The sequence below is a fragment of the Nocardioides sp. Z13_37 genome, assembly GCF_058355585.1.
In genome coordinates, this window is record NZ_JBZGDV010000008.1 from 174934 (window position 1) to 201834 (window position 26901).

Here is a 26901-nt window from a genome sequence, read left to right on the forward strand (position 1 = left end):
CTCGTTCGGTCGGTCTGCGGGGTCGGCTCCACTGGTTCCCCGGCGCCCGCCGACCCATGCACGGGTGAGCAGCGCCACGCATGGACGGCGCCGTCCGGGGCACTGGGGAACTCGACCGGGTGCGCGACCACCGCGCACGAGGCCACGACGGACCGAGGAGGTCTTTGCTCGATGAAGGCAGTCACCTGGCAGGGCAAGCAGGACATGCAGGTCAAGGAGGTCCCCGACGCAGCGATCGAGGAGCGCACCGACATCGTCGTCGAGATCACCTCGACCGCGCTGTGCGGCTCCGACCTGCACCTCTACGACCCGCTGGCGCCCTTCATGGCGCCGGGCGACATCGTCGGCCACGAGCCGATGGGCATCGTCCGCGACGTCGGGTCGGCCGTGACCAGCCTGACCCCGGGCGACCGCGTCGTCGTGCCGTTCAACATCAGCTGCGGCACGTGCTGGATGTGCAGCCGCGGCCTGCAGAGCCAGTGCGAGACCACCCAGAACACCGACACCGGCACCGGCGCCAGCCTCTTCGGCTACAGCAAGCTCTACGGCCAGGTGCCCGGCGGCCAGGCCGAGCTCCTGCGGGTGCCGTTCGGCGACACGCTGCCGATCAAGGTGCCGCACGGCCCGCCCGACGACCGCTTCCTCTTCCTCTCCGACGTGCTGCCCACCGCGTGGCAGGCCGTGGAGTACGCCGGGGTCGAGCCCGGCGGCACGCTACTCGTCGTTGGCGCCGGCCCGATCGGCGACATGGCGGCGCGCATCGGCCTGCACCGTGGCCTGCGGGTCATCGTCGTCGACTCCGTCCGCGAGCGGCTGGCCCGCGTCCACGGCCGTGGCGCCGAGACCATCGACTTCACCGAGGTCGACGGCGTGGGCGACGCCGTACGCCGGCTGACCGACGGTCGCGGAGCCGACGGCGTCATCGACGCGGTCGGCATGGAGGCGCACGGCTCGCCGGTCGCCGAGACCGCCCAGAAGGCCCTCGGTCTCCTGCCCAAGAAGGTGCAGGAGAAGGTCATGCTCAACTTCGGCGTCGACCGCCTCGCCGCGCTGATGAGCTGCATCGACAGCGTGCGCCGCGGCGGCACCATCAGCATCTCGGGCGTCTACGGCGCCCCCACCGACCCGCTGCCGATGTTCCAGCTCTTCGACAAGCAGGTCCAGGTGCGAATGGGTCAGGCCAACGTCCGCCGGTGGAGCGACGACATCCTCGCCCTGCTCCAGCAGGAGGACGACGTCCTCGGCGTCGAGTCCTTCGCCACCCACCACCTCGACCTCGACGCCGCCCCCGAGGCCTACCGCACGTTCCGCGACAAGGAGGACGGCATGGTCAAGGTGGTGTTCCGGCCGTGAGGTTGCCCAAGCCACGCGGCGTGCTGAGCGAGTGGCTCGTCGCCCGGCTCGCCGAGCCGGGCCTCGGGCGCACGGCACCCGAGGCCGACTCGCGCGACGACGAGGCGATCTCGCTGTGGACGCTGCACGAGCTGTCCTTCCGCGGCTTCGAGGACGCCGACGACCACGCCGAGTGGGACCCCGAGCTGCTCGCCGTGCGCCGCGACCTGGAGACCGCCCTCGAGGAGCGGCTGCGGGCGCGGTGGGCCGAGGCCTCCGTCTCCGCCCCGCCGGCCCCCGCCGACGTGCCGACCGCGCTCGAGGACCTCGTCTCGGCCGACGACGGGCCGTCGCTGGCCGACCACGTCCGGCGGCACGCCGACCGCGAGCAGGTGCTCGAGCTGCTGCGACAGCGCTCGGTCTACCACCTCAAGGAGTCCGACCCGTCGGCCTTCGTCGTCCCCCGGCTGCCCGTGCGGGCCAAGGCGGCGCTGATGGCGCTGCAGTTCGACGAGTACGGCGACGGTGACCCCAACCGGCTGCACTCCCACCTCTTCGCGCGCGGTCTCGAGGCCATCGGTCTGCGCGCCGAGTACGGCGCCTACGTCGACGACGCGATCACCGAGAACCTCGAGATGAACAACGCCGGCTCGATGTTCGGCCTGCACCGCCGCCTGCGCGGTGCGGCGATGGGTCACCTCGCGGCGTTCGAGATGACCAGCTCGCTGCCCTCGCGCAAGATGGTGCAGGGCCTCGAGCGGCTCGAGCTCGACGGGCCGATGTCGGCCTACTACGACGAGCACGTCGAGGCCGACGCGATCCACGAGCACCTCGCGGCCCGCGACATCTGCGGCACCCTCGCCGAGGACGAGCCCGACCAGCTCCCCGAGATCCTCTTCGGCGCGTTCACCTGCCTCGACGTCGAGGCCCGCTTCGCCACCGCGATGCTGACCTCCTGGGGCGTGGGCCGGTGACCGCGCGCGATTTCGACCACCCCGACGTGGTGCTGGTGCCGCACGGGCCGATGCTGCTGCGCGGCGCGGAGTCGGTGCAGGACCTCGACGGCACCGTCCACGCCGTCGACCGGCCCGTCGTGGCGCTGTGCCGCTGCGAGAAGTCGAGCCGCCTGCCCTGGTGCGACGGGACGCACAAGGTCATCCCGCGCCCCTGAGCCCCGGGCGGGAAGGCGTCGGCCTGAGCCCTCGGCTCAGGCGCGGTCGACCCGGGCCAGCACCCCGCGCACCTGCTGGCGCACCTCGACCATCGCGAGCCGGCCCTCGGTGAAGCACGGCTCCTGCCGCAGCACGTCGGTCTGGGCCTTGGTGCCGACCTGCAGCACGGCGGAGCCGCCGGGAGCGAGGTGCTCGTCGACGACCGTCAGGCAGGCGCGGGCCACGTCGAGGCCGTCGTCGCCGCCGTCGATCGCGGTGATCGGGTCCTCGGGGTAGCGGCTGGTCTGCTCGCGCGGCACCCACGGCGGGTCGGCGATGATCAACGGGAAGCTCTCCCCGGGCTCCAGCGCCTCCTCCAGGCGTCCCTCGCGGACCTCCACCCGGTCGGCCATGCCGGCAGCGACGGCGTTGGCGCGGGCGTAGTCGCAGGCGACCGGGTTGGCGTCGACGCACAGCAGGCGACGTCCCGACGACGCCACCGCCAGCAGCCCGATGTGCCCGGCGCCGGCGCAGAGCTCGAGCACCGTCCCGCCGGGGGCGGCGTCGGCGAGCTCGGCCACCCAGTCGGACTGCGCGGCCGTCCACTCCCGCGGCCGCAGCACCCGGTCGTCGAAGGAGATGGTCAGCGACCCGAAGGTCATGTGGTCGGTCAACGCGGGCCTCCGGGTGAGGTCGAGGGGGACGAGGACGGGCGGCCGGGCAGCCGCCGGGTGCGCCGGTGCCAGAGCGCGGCGCGCGCGGCGTTGGCGCCGGCGGCACCGTGCACGCCACCGCCGGGGTGCGCCGACGCCGAGGCGAGGTAGAGGCCCGGCAGTCCGGTGGTGGCGCGTCCCCGCATGGCCGGCACGGGGCGGAAGACGAGCTCCTGGTGCAGCTGCGACGTGCCGCCGTTGACGGCGCCGCCGACGAGGTTGGCGTCGCGCGCCTCGAGCTCGTGCGGGCCGAGCACGCGACGCTCGAGCACGACGTCGCCGAAGCCCGGCGCGACCGCCTCGATGCGCGCCTGCATGCGGTCGGCGAAGCGCTGCGCGTCGTCGTGGTCCCACGCTCCGGTGACCTCCCCGCCGGCGTCGCTGCGGGTGCGGCCGGGCTGGGGGACGTGCGTGTAGGCCCAGAACGACTCGGTGCCGGCGGGCGAGCGGGTGGGGTCGCTGGTGGTCATCTGGCCGGTGAGCAGGAACGGCCGGTCGGGCACGACCCCCGACGAGACCTGGGCGAGCGTCTGCGTCATCTCCTCCACCGAGTCGGCGACGTGGACCGTGCCCGGCGCGTGCACCGGCGGGTTGCGCCACGGCACCGGGCCGGAGAGCGCCCAGTCGACCTTGACGGTGCCGGGGTCGAGCTCGAAGTCGCGCATGCCGCGCACCAGCCGGTCGGGCAGGTGCTCCTCGGCGACCAGACCGCCGAAGAGGCGGGTGGCGGAGACGTCGGCGAGCACCGCGCGGGTGGCGTAGGACTGGCCGTCGCGGGTGCGTACGCCGACCACCCGGCCGCCGCGGACGTCGACGGCGGTGACCTCGGTGCTGGTGACCAGCTCCGCGCCGCGGCTGGTGCAGCGGGCGACGAGCGCGTCGGCGAGCTGCTGCGCGCCGCCGCGCGGGACGGGGAAGCCGACCGTCTGGCCGAGCATGGTCATCAGCACGCCGAAGACCCCCGACCCGGGCGAGGCGAGCGGAAAGTCGGCGTGGCCGGCGTTGCCGGCGAGGAGCAGCGCGGCGGCGGGGCCGGCGAAGAGCTCGCGCCCCAGCGAGGAGACCGGGGTGGCCAGCCGGCGCACCGTGTCGAGGCCGCCGGCGCGGGCGATGGCGGGGACGAGGCGGGCACCGGCGCGCACCGGCGGGAACGGCGAGGTGAGTCCGTCGACCAGCGCGGGTCCGATGCGGTCCCAGGTGGCGCACAGCTCCAGCCACGCGTCGCCGTCGCCGGCGCGGAGCTCGTCGAGACCGGCCGCGGTGACGTGGCGGTCGCGGTGCAGCACCGCCCAGCTGTCCTCGCCGAAGGGGTGGCCGAGCACGGCGGGCGCGTGCTCCCACACCAGGCCGTGCTCCTCGAGCCGCAGGTCGGCGATCGCCCGCGAGGCCACGGCCAGCGGGTAGAAGGCGCTGAACGTGTCGTGGACGAAGTCGGGGTGGACCTCGCGGTCGCTGCGCACCGCGCCGCCCGGCGTGGGCTGCGCCTCGAGCACCAGCACCCGCCAGCCGGCGTCCACCAGCAGGTTGGCCGCGACGAGCCCGTTGGGCCCGGCGCCGACGACGACGGCGTCCCAGGTGCCGGTCGGGCCGTCGCTCACTGCGTCCGGCCCTCCACCACGAACGCGAGCCGCCGCAGGGTCTCGACGTTGCGCCAGTGGAGCTGGACGTCGCGCAGCGGCTTGGGCATCAGGAGAGCCGGCCCTGCCGTGGCGTCCTCGTTGATGGTGACGACCGTCGAGTCGCCGTCGGGCTGCAGCAGGAACTCGACGTGCGCCTGCCCGGCGGGCCAGCCGCGGGCCAGCAGCAGCAGCCGCTCGCCCTCCTCGGCCTCGACCACCTCGGTGGTGTCGTCGATGAGCAGCGGCCACGTGCCGACGCTGTGGTGCAGCTCGGAGCCGGGGGACGGCCACGACTCGTCGACGTCCCGCATGCGGGAGGCGCCGACGACGAAGAGGGGGTAGAGCCAGCCGTCGGACAGCACCTCCCACACCTGCTCGGGGGTCGCGGCCACGGTCCGGGTCGTCGTGCTCATGCGGTCTCCTTCGCTGGGTGATCTGCTGGGTGATCTCCGGTGCGATCTGCGGTGTGATCGGGGGGTGTTCCGGGTCCAGTGCCCATCCTCGCGGCACACCAGTCCTCGCCGCTCGAACTCCTCCAGCCAACCAGTCATCGGCCACTCGCCCCACCGCTCGTGGAACAGCCGGCCGTTGCGCAGGATGTCATCGAGGTGCTCGACCGGCGGGCTGCTGACCGGGTGGTGCTGGTGGTAGGCGCGGGCGCCGCCCACGCAGCCGAGGCCGATGCCGCGGGCGCGGGCCGAGCGGGCCAGGTCGGTGTCCTCGCCGCCGTAGCCGGTGTAGTCCTCGCAGAAGCCGCCGAGCCGCTCCCACGTCGGCGCGGCCACGGCGAAGGACAACGACCAGAACAGGTCGGGCTCGAGGTGCTCGACCAGCTCGCCCGGCGCCGGGCGAGGCCTGGCCGCGTGCGGGTCGTCCCAGGCGGCGAGGTCCACCGGGTCGGCGGGATAGCCGCCGGGCGGCGGGGGAGGCAGGTAGGTCACCGGCCCGGACCAGACCGAGCCGGGCCGGCTGGTCACCACGTCGGCGTACGACGCCACGAGGTCGTGGCCGGCGAGGCAGTCGACGTCGAGCAGCACCACGACGTCGGCGCCGTCGGCGATCGCGGTGCGGACGCCGAGGTTGCGCGCGGCGGCCAGCGGCAGGCGGCCGCCGGGACCGCGGTCGATGCGGACGACGTCCAGGGCGAGGCCGTCCACCCGCTCGTCGGCGATCCCGGTGTCGGCCATGGCGACGGCGAGGTAGGTGTCGGGTCGCACGGTGCCGCCGGCGAGGGAGCGGTGCTGCGCGGCGAGGTGTGCGTGGCGGCCGTGGGCGATGGTGACGACGGCGACGCGGGTCACGACGAGGTCCTCGTGCGCACGTCGTCGCGAGTGGCGAGCACGACGCCGGCGAACCGGTCCGCGGCCCACCCGTCGCACCACTGCGTCCAGCGCCGCGGGTCGAGCGCCGCCGCGTGGTCGAGGACGGACGTCCACTCCTCGGCCTGCGGCCAGGCCGTGCGCACCACGACCGGCCAGCCCTGGGTGAGCACGGCGCCGGTGGTGCGCTGCTCGTCGTGGGGACGCTGCTGCGGGAGCACGACGGCCGGACGGCGGGCCGCCGCTGTCTCGGCGAGCGCGTTCTGGCCCGCGTGGGTGACGACGACGTCGGCGCCGGCCAGCACGGCCGAGGGGTCCTCCACCCAGGTGCCGCGATCGGCGCCCATCACGTGCCAGCGCCAGCGGGGCGTGGCGAGGCGGGCGGAGCGTACGTCGTCGACGCTGACGTCGTGGCCGCCCGAGCCGAGCATCAGGGCGACGGTGCGCTCTCCGGGGTGCGGCAGGTTGGGCAGTGCGGGGCGCACCGGGTGACGCGAGAGCGCGCCGACCGGCACCAGCCGCTCGCGCAGCTCGTCCGGCAGGCCCGGGGTCATGTCGCGCGCGGCTCGCGGCCAGAAGCCGACCAGCACCTCGGCGACGCCGAGGCCGAGCAGGTGGGCCGGGTCGTCACGGCGTCCGGGCAGCACCACGGCGATGGCGGGGACCCCGTGCAGCCGGGCGAGCAGCAGCACCTCGACGGACACGTCGACGACGACGAGGTCGGGACGTGCCTCCTCGAGCCAGGCGGAGACTGCTGCGGCGCGGGAGCGGGTGCCGTCGTGCAGCAGCGGGGCCCAGTGCAGGTGGCCGTTGGCGGTGACGTCGCTGGGGCTGGCGTCGTCGTCGCGGGGGAGGTGGATCCAGTCGCCCACCCACGAGGCCGGGCGCTCGAGCGAGGACAGGCCGGTGACCGCGACGCCCTCGCGACGCAGCCGCGCGGCGAGGACCTGCGCGCGGTGCCGGTGTCCGCTACCCACGTGGTGGACGTAGTAGCCGATCGTTGCCCTCGGCCCGCTCACGCCGCGTCGTCCCGGCGGGTGAGCTCGGCGTAGAGGCCGAGGTAGCCCTCCACCATCGCGTCGGCGCTGCACGTGGACTCGGCGTGGGCGCGGACCGCGTGCCGGTCCAGCCGGGCCGCCGCCACGACGGCCTCGGCCAGGGCGGTGACGTCCCCGGGGGCCGCCAGCACGCCGCCCTGGGGAGACACGACCTGGCCCAGCCCGCCGCGGGCGAAGGTCGCGACCGGCGTGCCGCTGGCCATCGCCTCCGCGGCGACCAGGCCGTAGGGCTCGTCCCACATCGGCGTCACCACGGCCACCGACGCCTGCCGGAGCAGCTCGGAGAGCTCGCGCTGCGCGAGGTGCCCGGCGTAGCGGGCGTCGTCGCCGAGCAGGGGCGCGACGGCGCGCTCGAAGTAGGCCGGGTCCTGCACGGGCCCGGCGACCACGAGGGGTACGCCGGCGAGGCGGCAGGCCGCGATCGCCAGGTGCGGCGCCTTCTCGGGCACGATGCGGCCCGACCACACGGCCGGGCCCCCGCCCGGTCCGGCCGGCCAGTCGCGCAGGTCGAGCCCGTTGAGCACCACGTCGCTGTCGACGGCGTGGCGCCAGGAGGTGGCGGTCCACTCGCTCACCGAGACGAAGCGCGGCGGGCGGGTGCACAGCGCCAGGGCCGACTCGATCATCGGCAGCGGCGGGGTGTGGAGGGTGGTGAGCATCGGCACGTCGACCGCCGGCGCCATCGCGATGGGCAGGTGGTGGAGGCTGTTGTTGTGCACCACGTCGTAGTCCTCGGCGCCGGTGCGCGCGAGGGTCAGCATCAGGGCGAGGTAGGCGTGGTGCTCGGCCAGCCAGCCGTGGCCGGGGGCGAACTTGTCGGCCATCGCGGCGGGGCTGACCTCGACCGACGCCAAGGGCAGCAGGCGCACCGGCAGGGAGGTGTCCGAGCCGGGGCCGGCGAACAGCGTGACGTCGTGCCCGCGCTCGGCCAGGCCGCGCGCGGTCGTCCAGGTCATCGACTCCAGCCCCCCGGCGAAGGGCTCGCGGATGGGGTAGCGGCTCGAGGCGATGAGGCAGATCCTCACCGCTGACCCACCACCGCGTCGTACACGGCCGCGTGCGCGACGGCGATCGCCGCGCGCTGGCGACGGCGCTCCTCCACCTCGACCGGGGCGTTGGCGCGCCCGGCGTGGGCGTCCCGCAGCGCGGCGGCGAGGCTGGCGGCGTCGACGTGCGCCTCGTCGTGGCCGTAGGTCAGCACGGGGCCCTGCTCGGCGAAGTAGCCGCACGAGGACGCCACGACGGCGGTGCCGAGGTCGCGGCACGCCTCGAGCCACCCGCTGTGGGTGCCGAACCGGTAGGGCAGGACCGAGACGTCGAGCGAGGCGAGGTAGGCCCAGAGCGCGTCGTCGTCGAGGAAGTCGTGGACCCGCAGGTCGACCTCGCCGCGCGCGGCGTGGTCGTGCAGCGCCTCGGCCAGCGCGGCGTCGTACCGCGCCCCGCCGGGGAGCAGCACGTCGCGGTGGCCGTTGACCTGCAGCACTCCGCCGGGGAGGTCGCGGACGGTCTCGACGAGGACGGGCAGCAGCGCGTGCGGGTTCATCCCGGCGCGCAGGCTCTTGACGTGCATGCCGACGCGGAACTCCCGGGTCCGCGGCCCGCGGCGGCGCACCTCGCGCATCGCGGCGGCGCGCCGCATCGTCTCGAACGGCACGACGTGCGGGTGCGGCACCACGACCGCGTCGCGGCCCCAGCGCTCGCGGATCTCGGCGGCCGCTCCGGCGGTGAGGGTGATGAGGGCGTCGGCCGCGGGCACCAGGACGTCGAGGTGGCGGTCGTGGGCCTCGCGGTCGAGGTGGTGGGGGTTGCGCAGGTCGTGGACGGTGAACACCAGGGGCTTGCCGCGCCTGCGCAGCGCGGCGACGAGCTCCTCGAGGTCGGCAGGGCTGCGGGCGTCGAAGCCGAAGTGGAGGTGGAAGACGTCGAAGTCGTGGTCCTCGACCCACGCGGGGTCGAGCATGACCGGCGGCCACCACTGCTGCGTCGCCGCCGCACCGGCGGGACGCGGGTCGGGCAGGCGCACCGGCCCCGAGCCGTCCTCGGGAGCGAGGTGGCGGACGTAGACGTGGTTGGCGGGCACCGAGGCGACGACGAGGCGCCCGGTGCGGGGACACGGCACGGGTGCGGCGGCGGGCGCGGGCGCGTCCGTCGTCAGGTCGGAGGTGGTCACGCGCAGCCGTACCCGAGCGCGGAGGTGTCATGCACCATCGCCGGTGCGATCTGGCCCGGGTCCATCCCCACGGAGGGGGCCCGCGCCTCGGGCCGTCCGGCCCGGGCCGTCAGTCGGGGAGCGAGCCGGTCTCCAGGACGTGCTGCGACACGACGCCGATCTTGGTGCGGCTGCTGCGGGCGGCGTGGCGCAGGGCGTTGAAGGCGCCGACGGCATCGAGCGACAGCTTGGCCATCAGGTAGCCCACGGCGCGCTCGATCATCACCCGGTAGTCGAGGGCGTACTGCAGCTGCCGGGCGAGCTCGCCCGCCGTGTGGGCCTGCAGGGCGGCGGCGAGGGTGGTGGAGACGATCTCGGCATAGCGGCCGAGCGCGGCCGCCTCGCTGTCGTCCCAGTCGTGGGGGTGGCTGCGGTAGACGTCCAGGGTGCCGACCGGCACCCCGCCGATCCGCACCGGCGTGCCGAGCACCGCGCGCACCGGCTGCGCGGCCATCGCCCGGGCGAGCACGGGCCACCGCTCGACCTCCGCGGTCACGTCGCGGCTGCTGACCACCGCGCCCTGGACGAACGCCTCGGTGCACGGCCCCTCGCCGGCCTCGGCCTCGGTCTGCTCGAGCAGCCGGCCGGGACCGTCGCTGGCGGCGGCGTAGACCAGGATGTCCTGCTCGTCGGCGATGAGGATCCCGGCGCCGTCCACGCCGAAGAGGTCCACGCACGCGGCGACGACGACCTGCAGCGCCGACACGATGCTCCCGTCGTCCTCGCGCGGCTGGGAGAGCCGGCGCAGGCTGTCGGCCAGCGCGGCGTCGTCGATGTTCATGGGAGGGGATTATTCCCCGGGCGGCTGCCCTTCCGGCCATCCCGACGAGGGCAGGTGCGCCACGAAGCCCGCCAGCACCTCGCGCTCCTCGGCGGACGCGGTGCCGTCGTGGGTGGCCACCAGGACCCGCGCCACCGTGCGCACCTTGGTGTTGCTGTCCTGCGAGACGCGCAGGATCGTGCGCCACGCCTGCTCGGTGCTGCAGGCGAAGCGCGAGGACAGCAGGCCGATGGCCATGCCGATGTCGCGCTGCGACTTCACGGCCTCGTGCAGGTGCGCGACCTCGTCGCGCAGAGCGTCGGCGGGGGGCGTCGACCCGCCCTCGGGTAGGGGTGTCCCAGACATCGTCACCTTCACATGACGTAGGTCCGCGGACACAGGGCGGAGTTCAACCACTTGATCGACCACCACTGTACAGAACGGGGTCCAGCGCCCTTGGTGGGCAGGCGAGGGATCGTGGGCTAGTCTCGACGAGGACTCAAGCCACGGGTCGATCGCACGTCCAGTGCTGGAGGTGCCCGTGCCGGGTCAAGGCATCCGACGAGGGTCTCCCGACGCCTTCGACTTCGAGGGCGACGGCGAGCAGGCCCGCGAGTGGCTCGACACGGCCTACGGCGCCTCGCTCGGGCTGGGCGGCCAGATGGGCACCGTGCACCACCAGCGGCGGACCCGGGGCAGCGTGTCGTTCGACCGCCTCCAGATCGACGCCCCCGTCCGCTTCGACGCCGAGCCCATCCCGACGCTGGTCGTGGTCGACGTGTTCGCCGGCGAGCTCGAGTACACCCGCGACTCGGTCACCGACCAGGGACGGGAGGGCGACACCGTGCTCGCCGCCGGCTGGGACATGCCGTTCAGCGGCAGGGGAAACGGCTACGACGTGCGCAACATCAGCGTGTCGGCCGAGGCACTCGACTCCGCGATCGCCGACATCGAGCCCGACAAGACGGCAGCCGACCTCACCTTCGCCAGCTACGTGCCCCGCTCGCCCGCCGCGGCGGCGCAGTGGCGCGCCGTCGTCGACCGGCTCAGCCTCCCCCTGTCCGCGCCGGTCGACTCCCTGGCCCAGGTCGAGTCGTCGCGACTGTTGGCCAACAGCCTGCTCCACACGTTCGAGAACAACCTGGTGGCCGACGCGATGGCAGTGCGTGACGTCGGCGACGCCACCCAGGCCACGGTCCGCCGCGCGCAGCGCCTCATCGAGGAGCGCGCCCACGGCGACCTCACCCTCTCCGACATCGCGCGCGCCTGCTCGGTGACACCGCGCTCCCTGCAGTACGCCTTCCGGCGCCACCTCGACTGCACGCCGCACGCCTACCTGCGCCAGGTCCGGCTCGACCTGGTCCACCAGGCCCTGCGCAACGGGTCGGTGACCAACGTCGGCGACGCCGCCGCGCGGTTCGGCTTCTTCAACCCCGGGCGGTTCGCCGCGGAGTACCGCCAGGTCTTCGGCGAGAACCCTGGACAGACATTGGCGCGCCACACATCCTGACGGGTGAAGAGCTTTCGCTTTCCGGCTGTCGTGGTGGTCCAGACCATGCGACTCTGGACCGGATCGTCCTTGCTGGAGACCACGGCAAGCACCATCCACACCAGGAAGCGAGCACGTGGTCACCATGTCGATCGCTCTTGAAGCTCCCGCTGGGTTCATCCCGGTCCAGTCCCGTTCCGTCCAGCCCCTCGAGGGCAGGGCCCGCGCCCGCCGCACCGACGCCATCGTCTCCGACCTCCGCGGCACTCGCGGGGACGCAGACGCCCGGGAGCTGACCCGTCAGCTCATCGAGACCAATGCCGCGGTCGCCCGCAGCATGGCCTCCCGGTACCGCAACCGTGGCATCGACCTCGACGACCTCGAGCAGGTCGCCCTGCTCGGGCTGACCAAGGCCGCGCAGCGCTTCGACCCCGGCGCCGGGCACGACTTCCTGTCGTTCGCGGTCCCGACCATCCGTGGCGAGCTGCGCCGTCACTTCCGTGACTCGGGCTGGATGGTCCGGCCGCCACGCCGGATCCAGGACCTGCAGACCCGCATCGCGGGCGCGCAGGAGGAGCTGGAGTCCCGCCTCGGCCGCTCGCCGCGCCCCAGTGAGATCGCCGCGCACCTCGGCGAGGACCCGGACAACGTCGTGGAGGCGCTGGCCGCCGACGGCTGCTTCACCCCCACCTCGCTGGACGCCACCGTGGCCGAAGGCTCCTCCACGCTCGGCGACCTGCTGGGCGAGGAGGACCGTGCGCTCGCGCGGGCCGAGGCCAAGATGACGCTCGAGCCGCTGATGCGCACCCTCTCCGCGCGTGATCGGCGCATCGTCCGACTGCGCTACTTCCAGGAGCAGACGCAGCAGGAGATCGCCGACGCCGTCGGGCTGACCCAGGCCCAGGTGTCGCGCGTGCTCGCGCGGATCTTGGCCGACCTCCGGGCCAACCTGCTCGGTCGTACGTCCGCGGCCTGACCCGTCGCACCCGGCCGGCGCGTCGCCGGCCGCCGGCCCGTCGTCGCGCGGGGTTAAGCGGGGACGTCCCCGCTCAACGGCCCGGATCCGGGTGTCCTAGCGGGGACGGGACGTGTCCAGTGGCCGGCCGGACCTGTCGGAGCTTCGTCCCGGGACCCTGACCGCCGCGGGTGCTGCCGCACGCTGCCACGTCCGTGCCACGATGGCGCGATGACGACGACCTCCGTGCCCCTGGCCGTGGGCTACAAGGCCTCGAGCGAGCAGTTCGGACCGCGCGAGCTCGTCGAGCTCGGCGTACGCGCCGAGGAGGTCGGCCTCGACAGCGTCTGGGTCAGTGACCACCTCCAGCCCTGGCGCCACGAGGGCGGTCACGGACCCAGCGCCCTCGTCGCCCTCGCGGCCATGGGCGAGCGCACCGAGCGCGTCGTGCTCGGGACGAGCGTGCTGACCCCGACCTTCCGCTACAACCCCGCCGTGCTCGCCCAGCAGTTCGCGACGCTGGCGCTGCTGAGCCCCGGCCGGGTGGTGCTCGGAGTGGGCACCGGCGAGGCGCTCAACGAGATCTCCGTCGGGTTGGCCGAGTGGCCCGACTTCAAGGAGCGCTGGGCTCGGCTGCGCGAGGCCGTACGCCTCATGCGCGAGCTGTGGGCCGGCGAGCGGGTCACCTTCGAGGGCGACCACTACCGCACCGTCGACGCCACGATCTACGACCGGCCCGAGGGCGGCGTCCCCATCTACGTCGCCGCCGGTGGGCCGCAGATGGCGAAGTACGCCGGGCGCGTGGGCGACGGCTTCATCTGCACGAGCGGCAAGGGCATGGACCTCTACACCGACAAGCTGCTGCCGGCCGTGGACGAGGGCCTCGCCGCGTCCGGGCGTTCGTCGGGCGACCTGGCCCGGATGATCGAGATCAAGCTGTCCTACGCCGCGACCCGTGAGGAGGCGATGGAGAACACCCGCTTCTGGGCGCCCCTCTCGCTCAGCGCGGAGGACAAGCACCGGCTCCACGACCCGGTCGAGATGGCCGCCGCCGCCGACGAGCTGCCCATCGAGCAGGTCGCCTCGCGCTGGATCGTCGCCACGACTCCCGAGGAGGTCGTCGACGCCGTCCGCCCCTACGTCGAGGCCGGCTTCGACCACCTGGTCTTCCACGGCCCCGGCCACGACCAGCACCGCTTCCTCGCCGACCTCGGCGAGCAGGTCGTGCCGGCGGTGCGCGAGCTCGGGCGCTGACCCCCGCCCCCGGCCCCGGGGTGTACGGCCGCGCGTCGCGTGGGGGTTGAGCGGAGACGTCCCCGCTCAACGGCCCGGATCCGGGTGTCCTAGCGGGGACGGGACGTGTCCAGTGGCCGGTCCGACCCGATGGAGCTTCGTCCCACCGGCCCTGGCCGCCGCGGGTGCGGCCGCGCGCGTCGCGCCGGGTTGAGCGGGGACGTCCCCGCTCAACGGCCCGGATCCGGGTGTCCTAGCGGGGACGGGACGTGTCGAGTGGTCAGCCGGCCTGTGAGCCGGGGACCTGCCCGGCTCGGTCGACCACGGCGGTCTCGAGCACGGCGGTGGCGCCGAAGAGGGTGTCGGGCGATCCGTCGGCGTGGGTGAAGAACCACCGCGTGCCGCGCAGCTCGTAGGTGCTCGCGTCGAAGATCCACGTGGTGCGGGTGTGGAAGCGCGCGTCGCTGCGGGTGATGCCGATCCCTCGGCGTCCCAGTGCGTCGGTGGCGCCGCGCTCGACCTCGATCCCGTCGATGCGGGTGGCGGCGCGGAAGAGCGCCGCGGCCGTGTCGGGCGGCACCAGCTGCTCCGAGACCAGGGACCCGATGAGCTCGAACGTCGCCTGCTGCTGCTCCTGGCCGTCGACGGGCGCCGCCGCTCGGTCGAGGACGTCGAGGAGCGCGTCCGGGTCGGTGGGCAGCTGCGCCAGCCAGGCGTACGTCGGGCGGCGCGCGCCGGCGGGCGACGGCCCGCCCGACTCGAGCGGCCAGTCCTGTCCGAGCTCGCGGATCACGTCGTCCTGCCAGCCGAACGGTCCCGGGTCCTGGCCCAGCCAGGTCTCCCGCTCGTGGACCGGTCCCAGCACGACGCCCTCGCCGAGCCTGCCCTCGTTGGTGATCACCGCGCTGCGCGTGTAGACGAACTGGTCCTCGCGGACCGTCGGCGCCGGTGAGGCCAGTGCCCGGTCGGCCGCACCGTCGAGCACCCGGGTCGCTGCCACCGACGTCATGACCGCGCGCGTCGCCTCGGGACGGGGTGCGGGCGAGTCGCCGGTCAGGGCGAGCACGGCGACCGTCGCCACAGCCGTCGCGCAGGCGAGCACGGTGGCCGGCCCGGCGATGCCACGCACGACCCTGCGCCGGGCCTCGTGCCGGTCGATCGCCAGGTCCACGCGCGACCCGAGACGGGCGCGGTGGAGGGGGGACAGGGTGATGTCGTGGGGCGCGGGGTGGCTGCGACGGAGCTCGTCGAGGTCGTGGGTCATGGTCGTCCTCCTCGGACGGGTCGTTCGGGGTCGGGGGTGGGGTGCGGGACGGCTGCGGGGTCGGGCTCGGCGACGAGCTCGCGCAGCCGGGCGCGGGCGCGTGACAGCCGGGACCGCACGGTGCCGATCGGCACGCCGAGCGACTCCGCGGCCTCGGCGTAGGTCAGTCCGGACCACACGCACAACGCGATGACCTCCGCCTCCGGCCGGCGCAAGGACCCGATCACCCGGGCGGCGTGTGCCAGCACGTCGGCGTCGTCGAGGCGCTGGACCACCTCCTCGGCGAGGTCCGGCACCGACTCCTCGCCCGGACGACGCGCCAGGAAGCTCGTCAACCGCCGTCGGCTGCGGCGTGCGTTCATCGCCTGGTTGGTCGCGATCCCCCACAGCCACGGCCGCAGGGGCCGTTCGTCGTCGGCGATCAGCTCCCGGGTGCGCCACGCCGCGAGGAACGTCTCCGAGGTGACGTCCTCGGCCGTCGCCCAGTTGCCCGTCAGGCGGTGCGCCAGCGTGAAGACGCCGTCCACGTGCTCGGCGTACACGGCGTCGAACGCCGCCCGGTCCCCCTGGCGCAGCCTCCGGCGGAGGTCACGGTGTCCTGTGCTCACACCTCACTCCTGTCCGCGGGGGTCGAGGAGTTCCCGAGCCGGGTCGATTGTCCACTGGACCCGCCCGAGCGACCTGTCGGCCTGCCGGATGCATCCGCAGGGCGAGGGACGATCCTCGACGCAGCGCCCGGCGTCGACCTCATCCCGATGGAGGAGGAATTCCAGCCGCCTGGCCAGGGTTGTGTCCTCACTCCTCCGGAAGGCGGCCACATGGATCTGGACGAGGCCATCGAGGCCGTCGAGGCGACGCTGGACTCCTCCCACCTGCGCGTCGACCGCAGGCGGGCGCAGGAGGACGAGACCTCCTACCTGCTGCTGGTCCTCGACACCAGTGGTGGCCGTGGCGAGCCCGGGCCAGTGGCCAACGGGCCCCGTCTGGTCGACAAGCGCACGGGCCAGGTGAGCAGGGTGACGGTGCCCGACGCACTCGCGCGGGCCCGGCGCATGGGGCTCGTCCGGTCCTGACTGGCGGAGCCAGGTCAGGAGTCGAACCCCAGTCCCACCCGGTCCAGCGCGCGCAGGAACGCGTTGCGCCGGCCGCCGCGGTGGTCGGCGCGGTCGAGGGACCAGCGGGTGAGGTTGATCCCCGCCGAGGCGAGGGGCTCGGGCGGGAAGGGGAGGGGGCGCTCGCGCACCATCCGCAGCCGGGTGCGCTCGGTCGGCCGGCCGGCGAGGAGGTCGAGGAGCACCTCGGCGGCCCAGCGGGTGGCGCCGACGCCGAGGCCGGTGAAGCCGGCCGCGTGGGCCACCCGGCCGCCGTGGGTCGTGCCGTAGAACGCCGCGAACTGCGTGGAGGTGTCGATGGCGCCGGCCCAGCGGTGGGTGAACCGGATGCCCTCGAGCTGGGGGAAGGTCGCCAGGAAGTGCGAGGCCAGCCGCGCGTGGCTCCCGGGCCGGTCCTCGTGGCGTACGTGGAGGCGGCCGCCGGCCGGGTAGATCGCGTCGTAGCCGCCCCACAGGATGCGGTCGTCGGCCGTCAGGCGGGCGTAGTGGAACTGGTTGGCGAGGTCACCGAGACCCTCGCGCCCGGCCCAGCCGATCGACGCGCGCTGGTCGGCGGTGAGCGGCTCGCTCACGAGCACGTAGTCGTAGACCGGCACGGTCATCAGCCGGTTGCGGCGCAGCAGGCCGGGGAAGACGCCGGTGGCGAGCACGACGTGGTCGGACGTGACCGTGGCGCGGTCGGTCGCCACCTCGACGGCAGCGCCTGAGCGGCGTACGCCGGTCACGACCGAGTGCTCGTGCACCTCGACGCCGAGGTCGGCGGCCGCCCGGGCCAGGCCGACGGCGAGCCGGGCGGGGTGGACGAGCGCGGTGCCGGCCTCGCGCTCGCCCGCGAGGAAGAGCGGGCTGTCGATCGCGGCGCGCACCTGTGCGCGGTCGAGGAAGTGCGCGGAGTCGCGCACCCACTCCACCTGGTGCTCCTCCACCGCGACCGACAGCGCACCCGTGCGCTCCCACTCGCAGGCCAGGTCGAGGTCGCGCACGTCGGCCTCGAACGCGTCGAGGTTGGCCGTGCCCAGCCGCTCCAGGACGTCGTACTCCTCGGGCCAGCGCGAGCGCCCGTTGTCCTCGCCGTGGGTCAGCGACGCCTCGCAGAAGCCGCCGTTGCGTCCCGAGGCCGCCCACCCGATGGTCTGCGACTCGAGCAGCACCACCCGGCGGCCGGGGTCGCGGCGCTTGGCGTGCACCGCCGCCCACAGGCCGAGGTAGCCCCCGCCGACGACCGTCAGGTCGGCGCGCGTGGAGGCGGTCAGCGGCTCGTGGGCCGGCGTCGCGCCCACGTCGTCGAGCCAGAACGCGCCGAGCCGGCTGCCGGCCAGCGACCGCTCGACGAGCCGCGGGTCGGGCGCGTGCCGCTCGTACGCCGTGGCGTGCCGGTGGGGGCGGGGCACGTCGTCGGTCAGCCGGCGGCCGCGGTCAGCGCCGCGTCGAGGATCGCGAGGCCCTCGCGCGCCTCCTCGTCGCTGCTCGTCAGCGGCGGCACGACGTGGATGCGGTTGTAGTTGCTGAACGGCAGCATCCCGCGCTCCTGGCAGCCCGTCACGATGGCGGCCATCTCGGGGCTGGAGCCGCCGTAGGGCGCCAGCGGGGCGCGCGTCTCGCGGTCGCTGACGAGCTCGACGGCCCAGAAGGCGCCGGTGCCGCGCACCTCGCCGATCCACTCGTGCCGGTCCGCCAGCTCGCGCAGGCCGGGGCCGAGGACCTCGGCGCCGAGCCGCTCGGCGCGACCGACGACGTCGTCGTCCTCCATCGCGCGGATCGTCGCGACCGCGGCGGCGCACGCCAGCGGGTGCCCGGAGTAGGTGAGGCCGCCGGGGTAGGCGCGGTGGGCGAACGTGGCGTGGATGGCGTCGCTGATCGCGACCCCGCCGAGGGGGACGTAGCCGGAGTTGACGCCCTTGGCGAAGGTCAGCAGGTCCGGCACGGTCTCGCCGTGCTCGACGGCGAACCACCGACCGCTGCGCCCGAAGCCCGACATCACCTCGTCGGCGATCAGCACAATGCCGTGCCGGTCGCAGATCTCGCGCACGCCGGCCAGGTAGCCCGGCGGCGGGACCATGATCCCCGCGGTGCCGGGGATGGCCTCGAGCACGATCGCCGCGACCGTCGCCGGGCCCTCGAGCGCCACGACCTGCTCGAGGTGCTCGAGGGCGCGCTGGCACTCCTCGGCCTCGGTGGTGGCGTGGAAGGGGCTGCGGTAGAGGAACGGGCCGAAGAAGTGCACCGTGCCGGTCGACCCCTGGTCGCTGGCCCACCGGCGCGGGTCGCCGGTCATGTTGACCGCGAGGTGCGTGCCACCGTGGTAGCTGCGGTAGGTGGTGAGCACCTTGTGCCGGCCGGTGTGCAGCCGTGCCATGCGTACGGCGTGCTCGTTGGCGTCGGCGCCGCCGTTGGTGAAGAAGACGTGGTCGAGGTCGCCGGGGGTGTGGCTCGCGACCAGCCGGGCGGCCTCCGAGCGGGTGCCGTTGGCGACCGCCGGGGCGATGGTGCACAGGTGCGCGGCCTGCTCGCGGATGGCGGCCACGATGCGCGGGTGCTGGTGGCCCAGGTTGGTGAAGACCAGCTGGGAGGAGAAGTCGAGGTAGCGCCTGCCCTCGCCGTCCCACACGTGGCTGCCCTCGGCGCGGGTGACGACCATCGGGCTGATCTCGGCCTGCGCCGACCAGGAGTGGAAGACGTGGGCGCGGTCGAGCTCGTAGGCCCGGGCGGCGTCGTGGGTGCCGGCCAGGTCGGACGCGACCGTCGTGTCAGTCATCGTCGTGTCAGTCATCGTCGTGTCAGTCATTGCGCGGGAATCCCAGCTCGAGGCCGCCCTCGGGGCGGTTGGCGGGGTCGATCCACCGTGTGGTGACGACCTTGCCGCGGGTGAAGAAGTGCACGCCCTCGGTGCCGTGGGCGTGGGTGTCGCCGAACAGCGAGCGCTTCCAGCCGCCGAAGGAGTAGTAGGCGACCGGCACCGGGACGGGGACGTTGACGCCGATCATCCCGACGGTCACGTCGGCCTCGAAGCGGCGGGCGGCGCCGCCGTCGTTGGTGAAGACGGCCGTGCCGTTGCCGTACTCGTTGGCGTTGACCAGCGCGACCGCCTCGTCGTAGCTGCCGACGCGCACGACCGAGAGCACCGGGCCGAAGATCTCCTCGCGGTAGATGTCCATGTCGGGGGTGACGTCGTCGAAGAGGGTGGGCCCGAGCCAGAACCCCTCCTCGCCGCCGCGGGCCGCGACGTCGCGGCCGTCGACGACGACCTTGGCCCCGGCCGCCTCGCCCGAGTCGATGAACGAGCTGACCTTGTCGCGGTGGGCCCGGGTGACGAGCGGACCCATGTCGGCCTCCTTGTCGCCGCCTGCCGCGGTGGCGTCGGCGCCACCGTCGCCGATGAGCAGCGTGCGGGTGCGGTCGGCGATCCGGGCGACGAGCTCGTCGCCGATCGGGTCGACCGCGACGAGGACGCTGATCGCCATGCAGCGCTCGCCGGCGCTGCCGTAGCCGGCGTTGACGGCGGAGTCGGCGGCCAGGTCGAGGTCGGCGTCGGGCAGGACGACCATGTGGTTCTTCGCGCCGCCGAGCGCCTGGACGCGCTTGCCGTGGCGGCTCGCGGTCTCGTAGACGTACTCCGCGATCGGGGTCGAGCCGACGAAGCTGATCGCCTGCACGTCGGGCGAGGTGAGCAGCGCGTCGACCGCGGTCTTGTCGCCGTGCAGCACGTTGAAGACGCCGTCGGGCAGGCCGGCCTCCTGCCAGAGCGCGGCGATCCAGTTGGCCGCGCTCGGGTCCTTCTCGCTCGGCTTGAGCACGACGGTGTTGCCGGCCGCGATCGCGATCGGGAAGAACCACATCGGGACCATGGCGGGGAAGTTGAACGGGCTGATGATGCCCACCACGCCCAGGGGCACCCGCTTGGAGTGCACGTCGATGCCGGTCGAGGCGCTCTCGCTGTGCCCGCCCTTGAGCAGGTGGGAGATGCCGCACGCGAACTCCACGACCTCGAGGCCGCGGGCGATCTCGCCCATCGCGTCGGAGTGCACCTTGCCGTGCTCGCTGGTGATGATCGCGGCGAGCTCGTCCTTGCGGCTGTTGAGCAGCTCGCGGAAGGAGAAGAGGACCTGCGTGCGCCGGGCGAGCGAGGTGGCGGCCCACTGCGCTGCGGCACGCGACGCGGCGGCGATCACGGCGGCGGCGTCCTCCTCGCTGGCCAGCGCGACGCGGCCGGTCACCCGGCCGGTGGCGGGGTTGGTCACGTCGGCCCAGCCGAGGGGGGAGCCGGTCAGCGGCGCGCCGTCGGCCCAGTGCACGACGTCCTGCGGGTTCGGGGTGCTCATGGGCTCATCCTGCTCGTCGTACGCCCCGCGCGCGGGTGTCGGATCGTCGGTATGGCCGCCGGCTGCCGGACACATCGTCACCCCGCCGGCCGTAGGCTGCGGTCGTGGTCGACGTGACGCCGGGGGTGACGCTGCGCGAGGCGCTGGAGCTGCCGACGCTGCGCCGCGCGGCGCCGGAGGTGGTCGCCGGTGCGAGCGGGACCGACCGGCCGATCCGGTGGGTGCACGCCACCGAGCGCCTCGACGTCGGCGAGCTGCTGCGTGCCGGTGACCTGCTGCTCACGATGGGCACCGGCCTCCCGGACGACGACGACGCCGCCGGGCTCGCGGCCTTCGTCGACGCACTCGTCGACGTCGGCAGCGCGGGCGTGGTGGTCGAGCTCGGTCGGCGGTGGGCCTCGACGCTGCCGGACCCGCTCGTCGCCGCCTGCGAGGAGCACGGGCTCCCGCTCGTCGTGCTGGCGCGCGAGACCCGGTTCGCCGCGCTCGCCCAGGAGATCGGCGAGCGGGTGGTCGACCGCCAGCTGGCCGAGCTGCGCGAGGCCCAGCGCGTGCACGAGACGTTCACCGAGCTGGGCTACGACCTGGCGAGCCCGGCCGAGATCCTGCGTGCGGTGCAGCGCCTGGCCGACGCGCCGGTGGTCGTGGAGAACGCCCAGCACCGCCCGCTCGACTACTTCGCCGGCCCGGACGACGGGGGCGGCTTCCTCGACGGCTGGCCGGCCCGCTCCCGCCGCGTCGAGGTCACGGGCCGCACCGGCTGGGACGCCGCCAACGGGTGGCTCGTCACCCGGCTCGGCACGACCGACCGGGCGTGGGGACGGCTGGTGATCGGCTCGCCCGAGTCGCCGTCGCAGCGGCTCGTGGCCGTGGCCGAACGGGCCGCGTCCGCCCTCGCGCTGCATCGCCTGCACGACCGCGACCGCGGCACGCTCATGCGCCGCACGCACCTCGAGCTGCTCACGGGCCTGACCGAGGACCCCGGCTCCGACGACGTACGGCGCCGGTGCGAGCTGGCCGGCTTCCCGGTGGGCCGCCGCACCCTCACCGGCGTGGTGGTCCGCCCGCGCGTCGGCGCCACGCCCGCCGCCGACCCCGACGAGGTGGCCGCGACCGTCGTGCGCGCCGCCCACGCGCTGCGCCTGCCCGTCCTGGTCTGCGAGGTCGAGCGAGACCTGCGGGTGCTGGTCTCGAGCGCCCCCGCGTCGTCGGCCGACGACCTGGTCGATCGCCTGGCCGCGCGGGTGCTCGCCCATCACGACGTCCTGGTGGCTGCCGGTCGCCCCGTGCCCGGCCCGGCCGGGGTCGCCCGCACGGTGGCCGAGGCCGGGCAGGTCGCCGACGCCGCTCCCACGGTGAGGCGCGAGCACGACCCGGGCGTGCACCGGCTCGCCGACCTGCACCTGCGCGGGCTGCTGGCGCTGCTGGGCGAGGACGACCGCGTGCGCCTCTTCGTCGAGCGCGAGCTCGGGCCGCTGCTGCAGCACGACCGGGCCGACGGGGCGCGCACCGAGCTGGTGGCGGCGCTGCGCGCGCTCGTGCTGCACCCGGCCAGCAAGACCGAGGCGGCCGCGAGCCTGCACCTGTCCCGCGCCGCCTTCTACGACCGGCTGGCCCGGATCGAGTCGATCCTCGGCGCCGACCTCGACGACCCGGACGTCCGGGTCTCGCTGCACGTCGCCCTCGTGGCGGACGAACTGTTGGGCGGAGGGGCGAAGTGACGACAGATCGTCGGTCGCCGCGTCGCGCCCTGCTGGAGACGATGCAGCCATGAGCTCCGTCGCGACCCGCGTCCTCGACACCGCCGCGTCCGTGCCGACCGCGCCGCTCGACCCGGGCACGGTCCTCGACGGCACCCCGGCGGCGGGCTCGCGCGCGCTGGCCGCGGTGTCCGGTGTCGAGGTGGGGGTGTGGGAGATGACCCCGGGCACCGCCACCGACGTCGAGGTCGACGAGGTGTTCGTGGTGCTCTCGGGCGCCGCGACCGTGACCTTCGACGACGACGGCGAGCAGGTCGAGCTGCGCCCGGGCAGCGTCGTACGCCTGCGCGCCGGCGAGCACACGACCTGGGTCGTCCACGAGACCATCCGCAAGATCTACGTCGCCTGACGCCTGCCGAGGAGAGCCATGACCGACCAGCCGACCGACCAGACGATCCCCAACTTCATCGACGGCGAGCTCGTCGCGTCGGCGACCACCGAGTTCATCGAGCTGGTCGACCCCGTCACCGGCGCGCCCGACGGGCGCTCGCCCGTCTCGACGCACGAGGAGGTCGACCGGGCGTACGCCGCCGCCGAGCGGGCGTCGGCCTCCTGGAAGCGGCTCACCCCCGGCGCGCGCCAGGGCCACCTGCTCGACCTGGCGGCCGCGATCGCGGAGCGCCGCGACGAGATCAGCGAGGTGCAGGCCCGCGACACCGGGCAGCCGGTGCGCCACATCGCGAGCGAGGAGGTCGACCAGGGCGTCGACCAGCTCCGCTTCTTCGCCGGCGCCGCGCGGATGCTGGAGGGCAAGTCGTCGGGGGAGTACCTCGAGGGCCACACCTCGGCGATCCGTCGCGAGCCGATCGGCGTCGTCGGCCAGGTGACCCCGTGGAACTACCCCTTCGCGATGGCGATCTGGAAGATCGCGCCAGCGCTGGCCGCCGGCAACACGGTCGTCCTCAAGCCCAGCGACACGACGCCGCGCTCGACCGTCCTGCTGGCCGAGATCGCCGGCGCGATCCTGCCGCCCGGCGTGCTCAACGTGGTCAACGGCGACGCCTCCACCGGCCGCTACCTCGTCGAGCACCCCACCCCCGGGCTCGTCGCGATCACCGGCTCGGTGCGCGCCGGCACGGAGGTCGCGCTGTCGGCCGCGAAGTCGCTCAAGCGGGTCCACCTCGAGCTCGGCGGCAAGGCGCCGGTCGTGGTGGCGCCCGACGCCGACCTGGCCCGGACCGCCGAGATGGTGGCCGCGGCCGCCTACTTCAACGCCGGCCAGGACTGCACCGCCGCGACCCGGGTGATCGTGCACAGCAGCGTGCACGACGAGCTCGTCGAGCTGCTGGTCAAGGAGGCCGAGGGCACCCGCCCCGGCCCGCCGTCGGACGACGAGGCCGACTACGGCCCGCTCAACAACGCCAGTCACCTCGCGAAGGTCGAGTCGTTCCTCGCCGACCTCCCCGCCCACGCGAGCGTCCGGACGGGCGGTGCCCGCCACGGCGAGGAGGGCTACTTCTTCGCACCGACCGTCGTGGCCGGCGTACGCCAGGACGACCGCATCGTGCAGGAGGAGGTCTTCGGCCCCGTCCTGACCGTGCAGTCGTACGACGACGAGGCCGAGGCGCTCGCGATGGCCAACGGCGTCCCCTACGGCCTCGCCGCGAGCGTGTGGACCCGCGACGTCGGCACCGCGGACCGGCTCACCCGCGAGCTCGACTTCGGCTGCGTGTGGGTCAACACCCACATCCCGTTCGTCTCCGAGATGCCGCACGGCGGGTTCGGTGCGTCGGGCTACGGCAAGGACCTGTCGGGCTACGGCTTCGACGACTACACGCGCGTCAAGCACGTGATGACCGCCCACTACTGAGCCGATCCACCCTGGGGCCGTCCCGGCCTCGGCCGGTCGGGCATGCTGGAGCCATGCGCTTCACCGAGCACGAGCTGACCGTGGCCGTCACCGCCGCCGCCAAGATCGTGGCCGGCGGCAAGGTCGGGCGCCGCGCCAAGGGCGAGGCGGCCTGGGAGTCGATGAGCAAGATCGAGCGCTACCACCTGCTCGAGGCCGTCGGCAGCCAGGTGCTGCCCGTGCTGCTCGCCCTGCCCGACGTCGAGGTGCCGGCGGGCACCCGGCCCACCTTCACCGACGCCCAGATCGCGGCCGCCGTCGAGCAGACCCTGGGCGAGAGCGGCGTGGGCCGGCTGCGGCAGAAGGTGGCGGTCGCGGCGCGACTCACGCTGGTGCGCACGGCGCTCGCCCAGCTCCCGGTGCGCCGGGACCCCGATGCGCTGACCGTGCCCGACTCCCTCGAGGACCTCTGACCGGTCCAGCCTGAGGACCCTGAGGACGGCGTTCAGGTTCGGTGCGTACCGTCGTCACCGATGACTTCCTCCGTGTTCTCCCTGATGACCTCCCGCACCCGCACCGTGATCGGCGCGCTGTCGGTCGCCGCCGTCCTCACGCTGTCCGCCTGCGGCGGGTCGGACTCCTCCGACGACGCCAAGGACTCCTCGTCGAGCTCCTCGCCGTCCGCGAGCGCCTCCGACGGGGCCGCCGAGGGCCCCCAGCCCGACCTCGACGCGATCCCCGACGTGGTCGCCGAGGTCAACGGCGAGGAGGTGACCAAGGAGGAGTTCGTGCCGATCTACAAGGCCGCCTTCCAGCAGGCCGCCGCCCAGGCGCAGATGACCGGCGAGGAGCCCGACGAGGAGGCGCTGCGCAAGCAGACCGCCGACAACCTCGTCGACACCGAGCTGCTGCTCCAGGAGGCCGAGTCGCGTGGCCTCGAGGTCAGCGACGAGGCAGTCGACGAGGAGCTCGCCGACCTGGCCGAGCAGAACGGCATGGCGTCGGCCGACGAGCTCCTGGAGGCCGTCGAGGCGCAGGGCCTGAGCGCCGACCAGGCCCGCGAGCAGGTCGAGACCCAGGCGATGGTCGTGCAGCTCGTCGCCGACGAGGACGGCCCGCTCGAGCCCACCGACAAGGAGCTGCGCAAGATCTACGCGCAGGCCAAGAAGCAGCAGGCCGCGACCGGCGGCGGGCAGGAGATCCCGCCCTTCGACCAGGTGCGCGACCAGCTCGTCGAGCAGGCCGAGTCCCAGCAGGTCGGCAAGGTCGCGACCGCGCTGGTCAAGGACCTGCGCAAGGACGCGGACATCACGATCAACCTCTGAGGTCGAGCCGACCTCGCCCGCTCAGCGGGCGAGGAAGCCGGCCAGCAGCTCCTGGAAGGCCGCGGGCTGCTCGACGGCGGGCGCGTGGCCGCACCGGCCCAGGACGTGGAGGCGTACGTCGTCGAGGTGCTCGAGCAACGGCAGCGCCGCCGTCCCGAGCGGCGTGAGGCGGTCCTGTGCCCCGTGGACGAGCAGCACGGGCGCCCGGACGGCCGCCAGCTCGTCGGCGGAGAGGGTCAGGTCGTCGACCCACCGGGACCGGGGCGGCTCGAAGAGCGTCGCGAACGCCGCCGCGCCCGCCTGCATCGCCGCGGTGCGGGCGGCCACCGCCTCGGGCGTGACGAGGCGCTGGTCGTGGACGAGCCGGCTCGTCATGTCGCGCGCCCCGTCGGGGGTGGGGGGTGCGCCCCAGACCGCGTCGAGGTCGGCGGACAGCGGCGCCCCGGGGGCGCCCATGGTGCCGACGGCCACGACGTGGGTGACCTGCTGCGGCCGGGCGGCGGCCAGGGCGAGCGCCACCGCGCCACCCATCGAGTGGCCGACGACGGCGTAGGACGTCTCGCCGAGGGCGTCCATCAGGCCGGCTGCCTGCTCGGTCCAGGTGCGGCGACCGCCCGACGAGCCGGCAGGCACCGGGGTGCGGCCGAAGCCGGCCTGGTCGGGCGCCACCACGCGGTGCGAGCCGGCCAGCGCCGCCGCCGTCGCGGCCCAGGAGCCGGCGCCCGTCGTGCCGGGGCCGGAGCCGTGCAGCATCAGCACGGCGTGCCCGGCCCCGGTCTCGTGCACGTGGACGGGGGAGCCGGCGACCTCGACGACCCGCTCCACCGCCCTGCCCGCCGTGGCCTCCGCGGGGAGGCCACGGCTCATGCCGACGCGCCGCCGATGGACTTGTCGAAGACCTCCATCATGGCCCGGCCGAACTGCGGCATGTCGGGCCAGCCGCGGCAGGAGACCAGGTTGCCGTCGACGCAGTCGGGGGCGTCGACGACCGTCGCCCCGGCGTTCTCCATGTCGCCGGTGATGGGCGGGAAGCACGCGGTGCTGCGTCCCTTCAGGAGCCCGTAGACCGCCGGCACCTGGGCGCCGTGGCAGACCAGGGCGATGGGCAGGTCGCGGGCGAAGAAGTGCTCGGTGATGCGGCGGACGTCCGCGTCGACGCGGATCCACTCCGGTGCCCTGCCGCCCGGGATGATCAGGGCGTCGTAGCGCTCGAGGTCGACCTCGGCCCACGTCAGGTCGACGGGCAGCTTGCGGCCGTTCTTCTCGACGTAGGCGTCGCTGTTGGGGTCGAACTCGTGGATCACGAGCTGGATGTCGCGCATCGTGAGCGAGGCGACGTCGACGTCCCACCCGCCCTCCTGCACGCGGTAGTAGGGGTACATGGTGTCGAGCTCTTCGGCGGCGTCGCCGGTCATGAGCAGTGCTCTGGGCACCTGGATCTCCTTGGCAGAGGGGGCGGGAGGACGTGCAGTCCGGACCCGATCGACCCGAGAC

Annotated in this window: 27 protein-coding genes; 12 read left to right on the forward strand and 15 right to left on the reverse strand. The window is 74.3% G+C overall.

The window, feature by feature from the left end:
- The first annotated feature begins 171 nt into the window (after nt 1-171).
- From AC4H2S_RS18125 to AC4H2S_RS18135, 3 genes are read left to right on the forward strand one after another with little or no spacing between them, the layout of a single operon-like run.
- The gene (locus tag AC4H2S_RS18125) at nt 172-1353 is read left to right on the forward strand and encodes an alcohol dehydrogenase catalytic domain-containing protein (protein WP_491498373.1); all 1182 of its coding nucleotides are present in this window, start codon (nt 172-174) and stop codon (nt 1351-1353) included.
- A complete protein-coding gene (locus AC4H2S_RS18130; protein WP_491498374.1) occupies nt 1350-2306 on the forward strand; it encodes an iron-containing redox enzyme family protein in 957 nt (318 codons plus the stop codon). Before AC4H2S_RS18125 ends, AC4H2S_RS18130 begins: the two co-directional genes overlap by 4 nt.
- Nucleotides 2303-2503 carry a CDGSH iron-sulfur domain-containing protein gene (locus tag AC4H2S_RS18135; protein WP_241005298.1) on the forward strand — a complete coding sequence of 67 codons (201 nt, stop codon included), beginning with the start codon at nt 2303-2305 and terminating at the stop codon, nt 2501-2503. The genes AC4H2S_RS18130 and AC4H2S_RS18135 overlap by 4 nt, the downstream gene beginning before the upstream one ends.
- Nucleotides 2504-2539: 36 nt before the next feature.
- On the opposite strand, the gene AC4H2S_RS18140 is transcribed toward AC4H2S_RS18135, so the two are convergent.
- The 8 genes from AC4H2S_RS18140 to AC4H2S_RS18175 all read right to left on the reverse strand — a co-directional run bounded on the left by AC4H2S_RS18140 (nt 2540) and on the right by AC4H2S_RS18175 (nt 10527).
- The gene (locus AC4H2S_RS18140; RefSeq protein WP_491498375.1) at nt 2540-3145 is read right to left on the reverse strand and encodes a methyltransferase; all 606 of its coding nucleotides are present in this window, start codon (nt 3143-3145) and stop codon (nt 2540-2542) included.
- Nucleotides 3146-3153: 8 nt separating this feature from the next.
- Nucleotides 3154-4794, reverse strand: a complete 1641-nt coding sequence (locus tag AC4H2S_RS18145) for a phytoene desaturase family protein (RefSeq protein WP_491498376.1) — start codon at nt 4792-4794, stop codon at nt 3154-3156.
- A complete protein-coding gene (locus tag AC4H2S_RS18150) occupies nt 4791-6116 on the reverse strand; it encodes an SRPBCC family protein (protein WP_491498377.1) in 1326 nt (441 codons plus the stop codon). Before AC4H2S_RS18150 ends, AC4H2S_RS18145 begins: the two co-directional genes overlap by 4 nt.
- On the reverse strand, nt 6113-7153 hold the full coding sequence (locus AC4H2S_RS18155; protein WP_491498378.1) for a glycosyltransferase: 1041 nt from the start codon (nt 7151-7153) through the stop codon (nt 6113-6115). The genes AC4H2S_RS18150 and AC4H2S_RS18155 overlap by 4 nt, the downstream gene beginning before the upstream one ends.
- Complete coding sequence (locus AC4H2S_RS18160; RefSeq protein ID WP_491498379.1) at nt 7150-8217, reverse strand: glycosyltransferase; 1068 nt, start codon at nt 8215-8217, stop codon at nt 7150-7152. The genes AC4H2S_RS18155 and AC4H2S_RS18160 overlap by 4 nt, the downstream gene beginning before the upstream one ends.
- Nucleotides 8214-9362 carry a glycosyltransferase gene (locus AC4H2S_RS18165; protein WP_491498380.1) on the reverse strand — a complete coding sequence of 383 codons (1149 nt, stop codon included), beginning with the start codon at nt 9360-9362 and terminating at the stop codon, nt 8214-8216. The genes AC4H2S_RS18160 and AC4H2S_RS18165 overlap by 4 nt, the downstream gene beginning before the upstream one ends.
- Nucleotides 9363-9471: 109 nt before the next feature.
- Nucleotides 9472-10182, reverse strand: coding sequence for a GAF and ANTAR domain-containing protein (locus AC4H2S_RS18170; RefSeq protein ID WP_491498381.1), 711 nt, complete (start codon nt 10180-10182; stop codon nt 9472-9474).
- Between the two features lie 9 nt (nt 10183-10191).
- Nucleotides 10192-10527 (reverse strand): ANTAR domain-containing protein, encoded by a 336-nt coding sequence (locus AC4H2S_RS18175; RefSeq protein ID WP_491498382.1) that lies wholly within the window; start codon nt 10525-10527, stop codon nt 10192-10194.
- A gap of 175 nt (nt 10528-10702) precedes the next feature.
- On the opposite strand from AC4H2S_RS18175, the gene AC4H2S_RS18180 reads away from it, so the two are divergent.
- The 3 genes from AC4H2S_RS18180 (at nt 10703) to fgd (ending at nt 13859) form a co-directional block, all read left to right on the forward strand.
- Nucleotides 10703-11671, forward strand: coding sequence for a helix-turn-helix transcriptional regulator (locus AC4H2S_RS18180; RefSeq protein ID WP_491498383.1), 969 nt, complete (start codon nt 10703-10705; stop codon nt 11669-11671).
- A gap of 124 nt (nt 11672-11795) precedes the next feature.
- A complete protein-coding gene (locus AC4H2S_RS18185; RefSeq protein ID WP_491498384.1) occupies nt 11796-12626 on the forward strand; it encodes a SigB/SigF/SigG family RNA polymerase sigma factor in 831 nt (276 codons plus the stop codon).
- Nucleotides 12627-12851: 225 nt separating this feature from the next.
- A complete protein-coding gene (fgd, locus tag AC4H2S_RS18190; RefSeq protein WP_491498442.1) occupies nt 12852-13859 on the forward strand; it encodes a glucose-6-phosphate dehydrogenase (coenzyme-F420) in 1008 nt (335 codons plus the stop codon).
- A gap of 259 nt (nt 13860-14118) precedes the next feature.
- Here fgd and AC4H2S_RS18195 read toward each other — a convergent pair whose 3' ends face one another.
- Together AC4H2S_RS18195 and AC4H2S_RS18200 are read right to left on the reverse strand one after the other, a co-directional pair.
- The gene (locus AC4H2S_RS18195; RefSeq protein ID WP_491498385.1) at nt 14119-15102 is read right to left on the reverse strand and encodes a CU044_5270 family protein; all 984 of its coding nucleotides are present in this window, start codon (nt 15100-15102) and stop codon (nt 14119-14121) included.
- A complete protein-coding gene (locus AC4H2S_RS18200) occupies nt 15099-15710 on the reverse strand; it encodes an RNA polymerase sigma factor (RefSeq protein ID WP_491498386.1) in 612 nt (203 codons plus the stop codon). Before AC4H2S_RS18200 ends, AC4H2S_RS18195 begins: the two co-directional genes overlap by 4 nt.
- Nucleotides 15711-15920: 210 nt before the next feature.
- Here AC4H2S_RS18200 and AC4H2S_RS18205 point away from each other — a divergent pair, with 210 nt between their 5' ends.
- Entirely contained in the window at nt 15921-16175 is a 255-nt protein-coding gene (locus tag AC4H2S_RS18205) for a hypothetical protein (RefSeq protein ID WP_491498387.1), read from the forward strand.
- 14 nt (nt 16176-16189) lie between these two features.
- On the opposite strand, the gene AC4H2S_RS18210 is transcribed toward AC4H2S_RS18205, so the two are convergent.
- From AC4H2S_RS18210 to AC4H2S_RS18220, 3 genes are read right to left on the reverse strand one after another with little or no spacing between them, the layout of a single operon-like run.
- On the reverse strand, nt 16190-17605 hold the full coding sequence (locus AC4H2S_RS18210; protein ID WP_491498388.1) for an NAD(P)/FAD-dependent oxidoreductase: 1416 nt from the start codon (nt 17603-17605) through the stop codon (nt 16190-16192).
- Nucleotides 17606-17613: 8 nt separating this feature from the next.
- Nucleotides 17614-18969 carry an aspartate aminotransferase family protein gene (locus tag AC4H2S_RS18215; protein WP_491498389.1) on the reverse strand — a complete coding sequence of 452 codons (1356 nt, stop codon included), beginning with the start codon at nt 18967-18969 and terminating at the stop codon, nt 17614-17616.
- Between the two features lie 22 nt (nt 18970-18991).
- Nucleotides 18992-20533 (reverse strand): CoA-acylating methylmalonate-semialdehyde dehydrogenase, encoded by a 1542-nt coding sequence (locus tag AC4H2S_RS18220; protein WP_491498390.1) that lies wholly within the window; start codon nt 20531-20533, stop codon nt 18992-18994.
- Between the two features lie 104 nt (nt 20534-20637).
- Between AC4H2S_RS18220 and AC4H2S_RS18225 the strand changes: the two genes are divergently transcribed.
- From AC4H2S_RS18225 to AC4H2S_RS18245, 5 genes are read left to right on the forward strand one after another with little or no spacing between them, the layout of a single operon-like run.
- On the forward strand, nt 20638-22254 hold the full coding sequence (locus tag AC4H2S_RS18225) for a PucR family transcriptional regulator (protein ID WP_491498391.1): 1617 nt from the start codon (nt 20638-20640) through the stop codon (nt 22252-22254).
- A 49-nt stretch (nt 22255-22303) separates the two neighbouring features.
- Nucleotides 22304-22642, forward strand: coding sequence for a cupin domain-containing protein (locus AC4H2S_RS18230; RefSeq protein ID WP_491498392.1), 339 nt, complete (start codon nt 22304-22306; stop codon nt 22640-22642).
- Between the two features lie 18 nt (nt 22643-22660).
- The gene (locus AC4H2S_RS18235; RefSeq protein ID WP_491498393.1) at nt 22661-24103 is read left to right on the forward strand and encodes a gamma-aminobutyraldehyde dehydrogenase; all 1443 of its coding nucleotides are present in this window, start codon (nt 22661-22663) and stop codon (nt 24101-24103) included.
- A 53-nt stretch (nt 24104-24156) separates the two neighbouring features.
- On the forward strand, nt 24157-24555 hold the full coding sequence (locus AC4H2S_RS18240; protein ID WP_491498394.1) for a hypothetical protein: 399 nt from the start codon (nt 24157-24159) through the stop codon (nt 24553-24555).
- Nucleotides 24556-24615: 60 nt separating this feature from the next.
- Nucleotides 24616-25407, forward strand: coding sequence for a SurA N-terminal domain-containing protein (locus AC4H2S_RS18245; RefSeq protein ID WP_491498395.1), 792 nt, complete (start codon nt 24616-24618; stop codon nt 25405-25407).
- Between the two features lie 21 nt (nt 25408-25428).
- On the opposite strand, the gene AC4H2S_RS18250 is transcribed toward AC4H2S_RS18245, so the two are convergent.
- The gene (locus tag AC4H2S_RS18250; protein WP_491498396.1) at nt 25429-26274 is read right to left on the reverse strand and encodes an alpha/beta fold hydrolase; all 846 of its coding nucleotides are present in this window, start codon (nt 26272-26274) and stop codon (nt 25429-25431) included.
- Entirely contained in the window at nt 26271-26840 is a 570-nt protein-coding gene (locus AC4H2S_RS18255) for a DJ-1/PfpI family protein (RefSeq protein ID WP_491498397.1), read from the reverse strand. The genes AC4H2S_RS18250 and AC4H2S_RS18255 overlap by 4 nt, the downstream gene beginning before the upstream one ends.
- Nucleotides 26841-26901 lie beyond the last annotated feature (61 nt).

Excerpts from the sequence above, each read along its gene's own strand:
- AC4H2S_RS18125 (WP_491498373.1), top strand. The coding sequence starts at position 172 with ATGAAGGCAGTCACCTGGCAGGGCAAGCAGGACATGCAGGTCAAGGAG.
- AC4H2S_RS18140 (WP_491498375.1), bottom strand. The coding sequence starts at position 3,145 with ATGACCTTCGGGTCGCTGACCATCTCCTTCGACGACCGGGTGCTGCGG.
- AC4H2S_RS18170 (WP_491498381.1), bottom strand. The coding sequence starts at position 10,182 with ATGAACATCGACGACGCCGCGCTGGCCGACAGCCTGCGCCGGCTCTCC.
- AC4H2S_RS18175 (WP_491498382.1), bottom strand. The coding sequence starts at position 10,527 with ATGTCTGGGACACCCCTACCCGAGGGCGGGTCGACGCCCCCCGCCGAC.
- AC4H2S_RS18185 (WP_491498384.1), top strand. The coding sequence starts at position 11,796 with ATGTCGATCGCTCTTGAAGCTCCCGCTGGGTTCATCCCGGTCCAGTCC.
- AC4H2S_RS18195 (WP_491498385.1), bottom strand. The coding sequence starts at position 15,102 with ATGACCCACGACCTCGACGAGCTCCGTCGCAGCCACCCCGCGCCCCAC.
- AC4H2S_RS18205 (WP_491498387.1), top strand. The coding sequence starts at position 15,921 with ATGGATCTGGACGAGGCCATCGAGGCCGTCGAGGCGACGCTGGACTCC.
- AC4H2S_RS18215 (WP_491498389.1), bottom strand. The coding sequence starts at position 18,969 with ATGACTGACACGACGGTCGCGTCCGACCTGGCCGGCACCCACGACGCC.
- AC4H2S_RS18220 (WP_491498390.1), bottom strand. The coding sequence starts at position 20,533 with ATGAGCACCCCGAACCCGCAGGACGTCGTGCACTGGGCCGACGGCGCG.
- AC4H2S_RS18230 (WP_491498392.1), top strand. The coding sequence starts at position 22,304 with ATGAGCTCCGTCGCGACCCGCGTCCTCGACACCGCCGCGTCCGTGCCG.
- AC4H2S_RS18235 (WP_491498393.1), top strand. The coding sequence starts at position 22,661 with ATGACCGACCAGCCGACCGACCAGACGATCCCCAACTTCATCGACGGC.
- AC4H2S_RS18240 (WP_491498394.1), top strand. The coding sequence starts at position 24,157 with ATGCGCTTCACCGAGCACGAGCTGACCGTGGCCGTCACCGCCGCCGCC.
- AC4H2S_RS18245 (WP_491498395.1), top strand. The coding sequence starts at position 24,616 with ATGACTTCCTCCGTGTTCTCCCTGATGACCTCCCGCACCCGCACCGTG.
- AC4H2S_RS18250 (WP_491498396.1), bottom strand. The coding sequence starts at position 26,274 with ATGAGCCGTGGCCTCCCCGCGGAGGCCACGGCGGGCAGGGCGGTGGAG.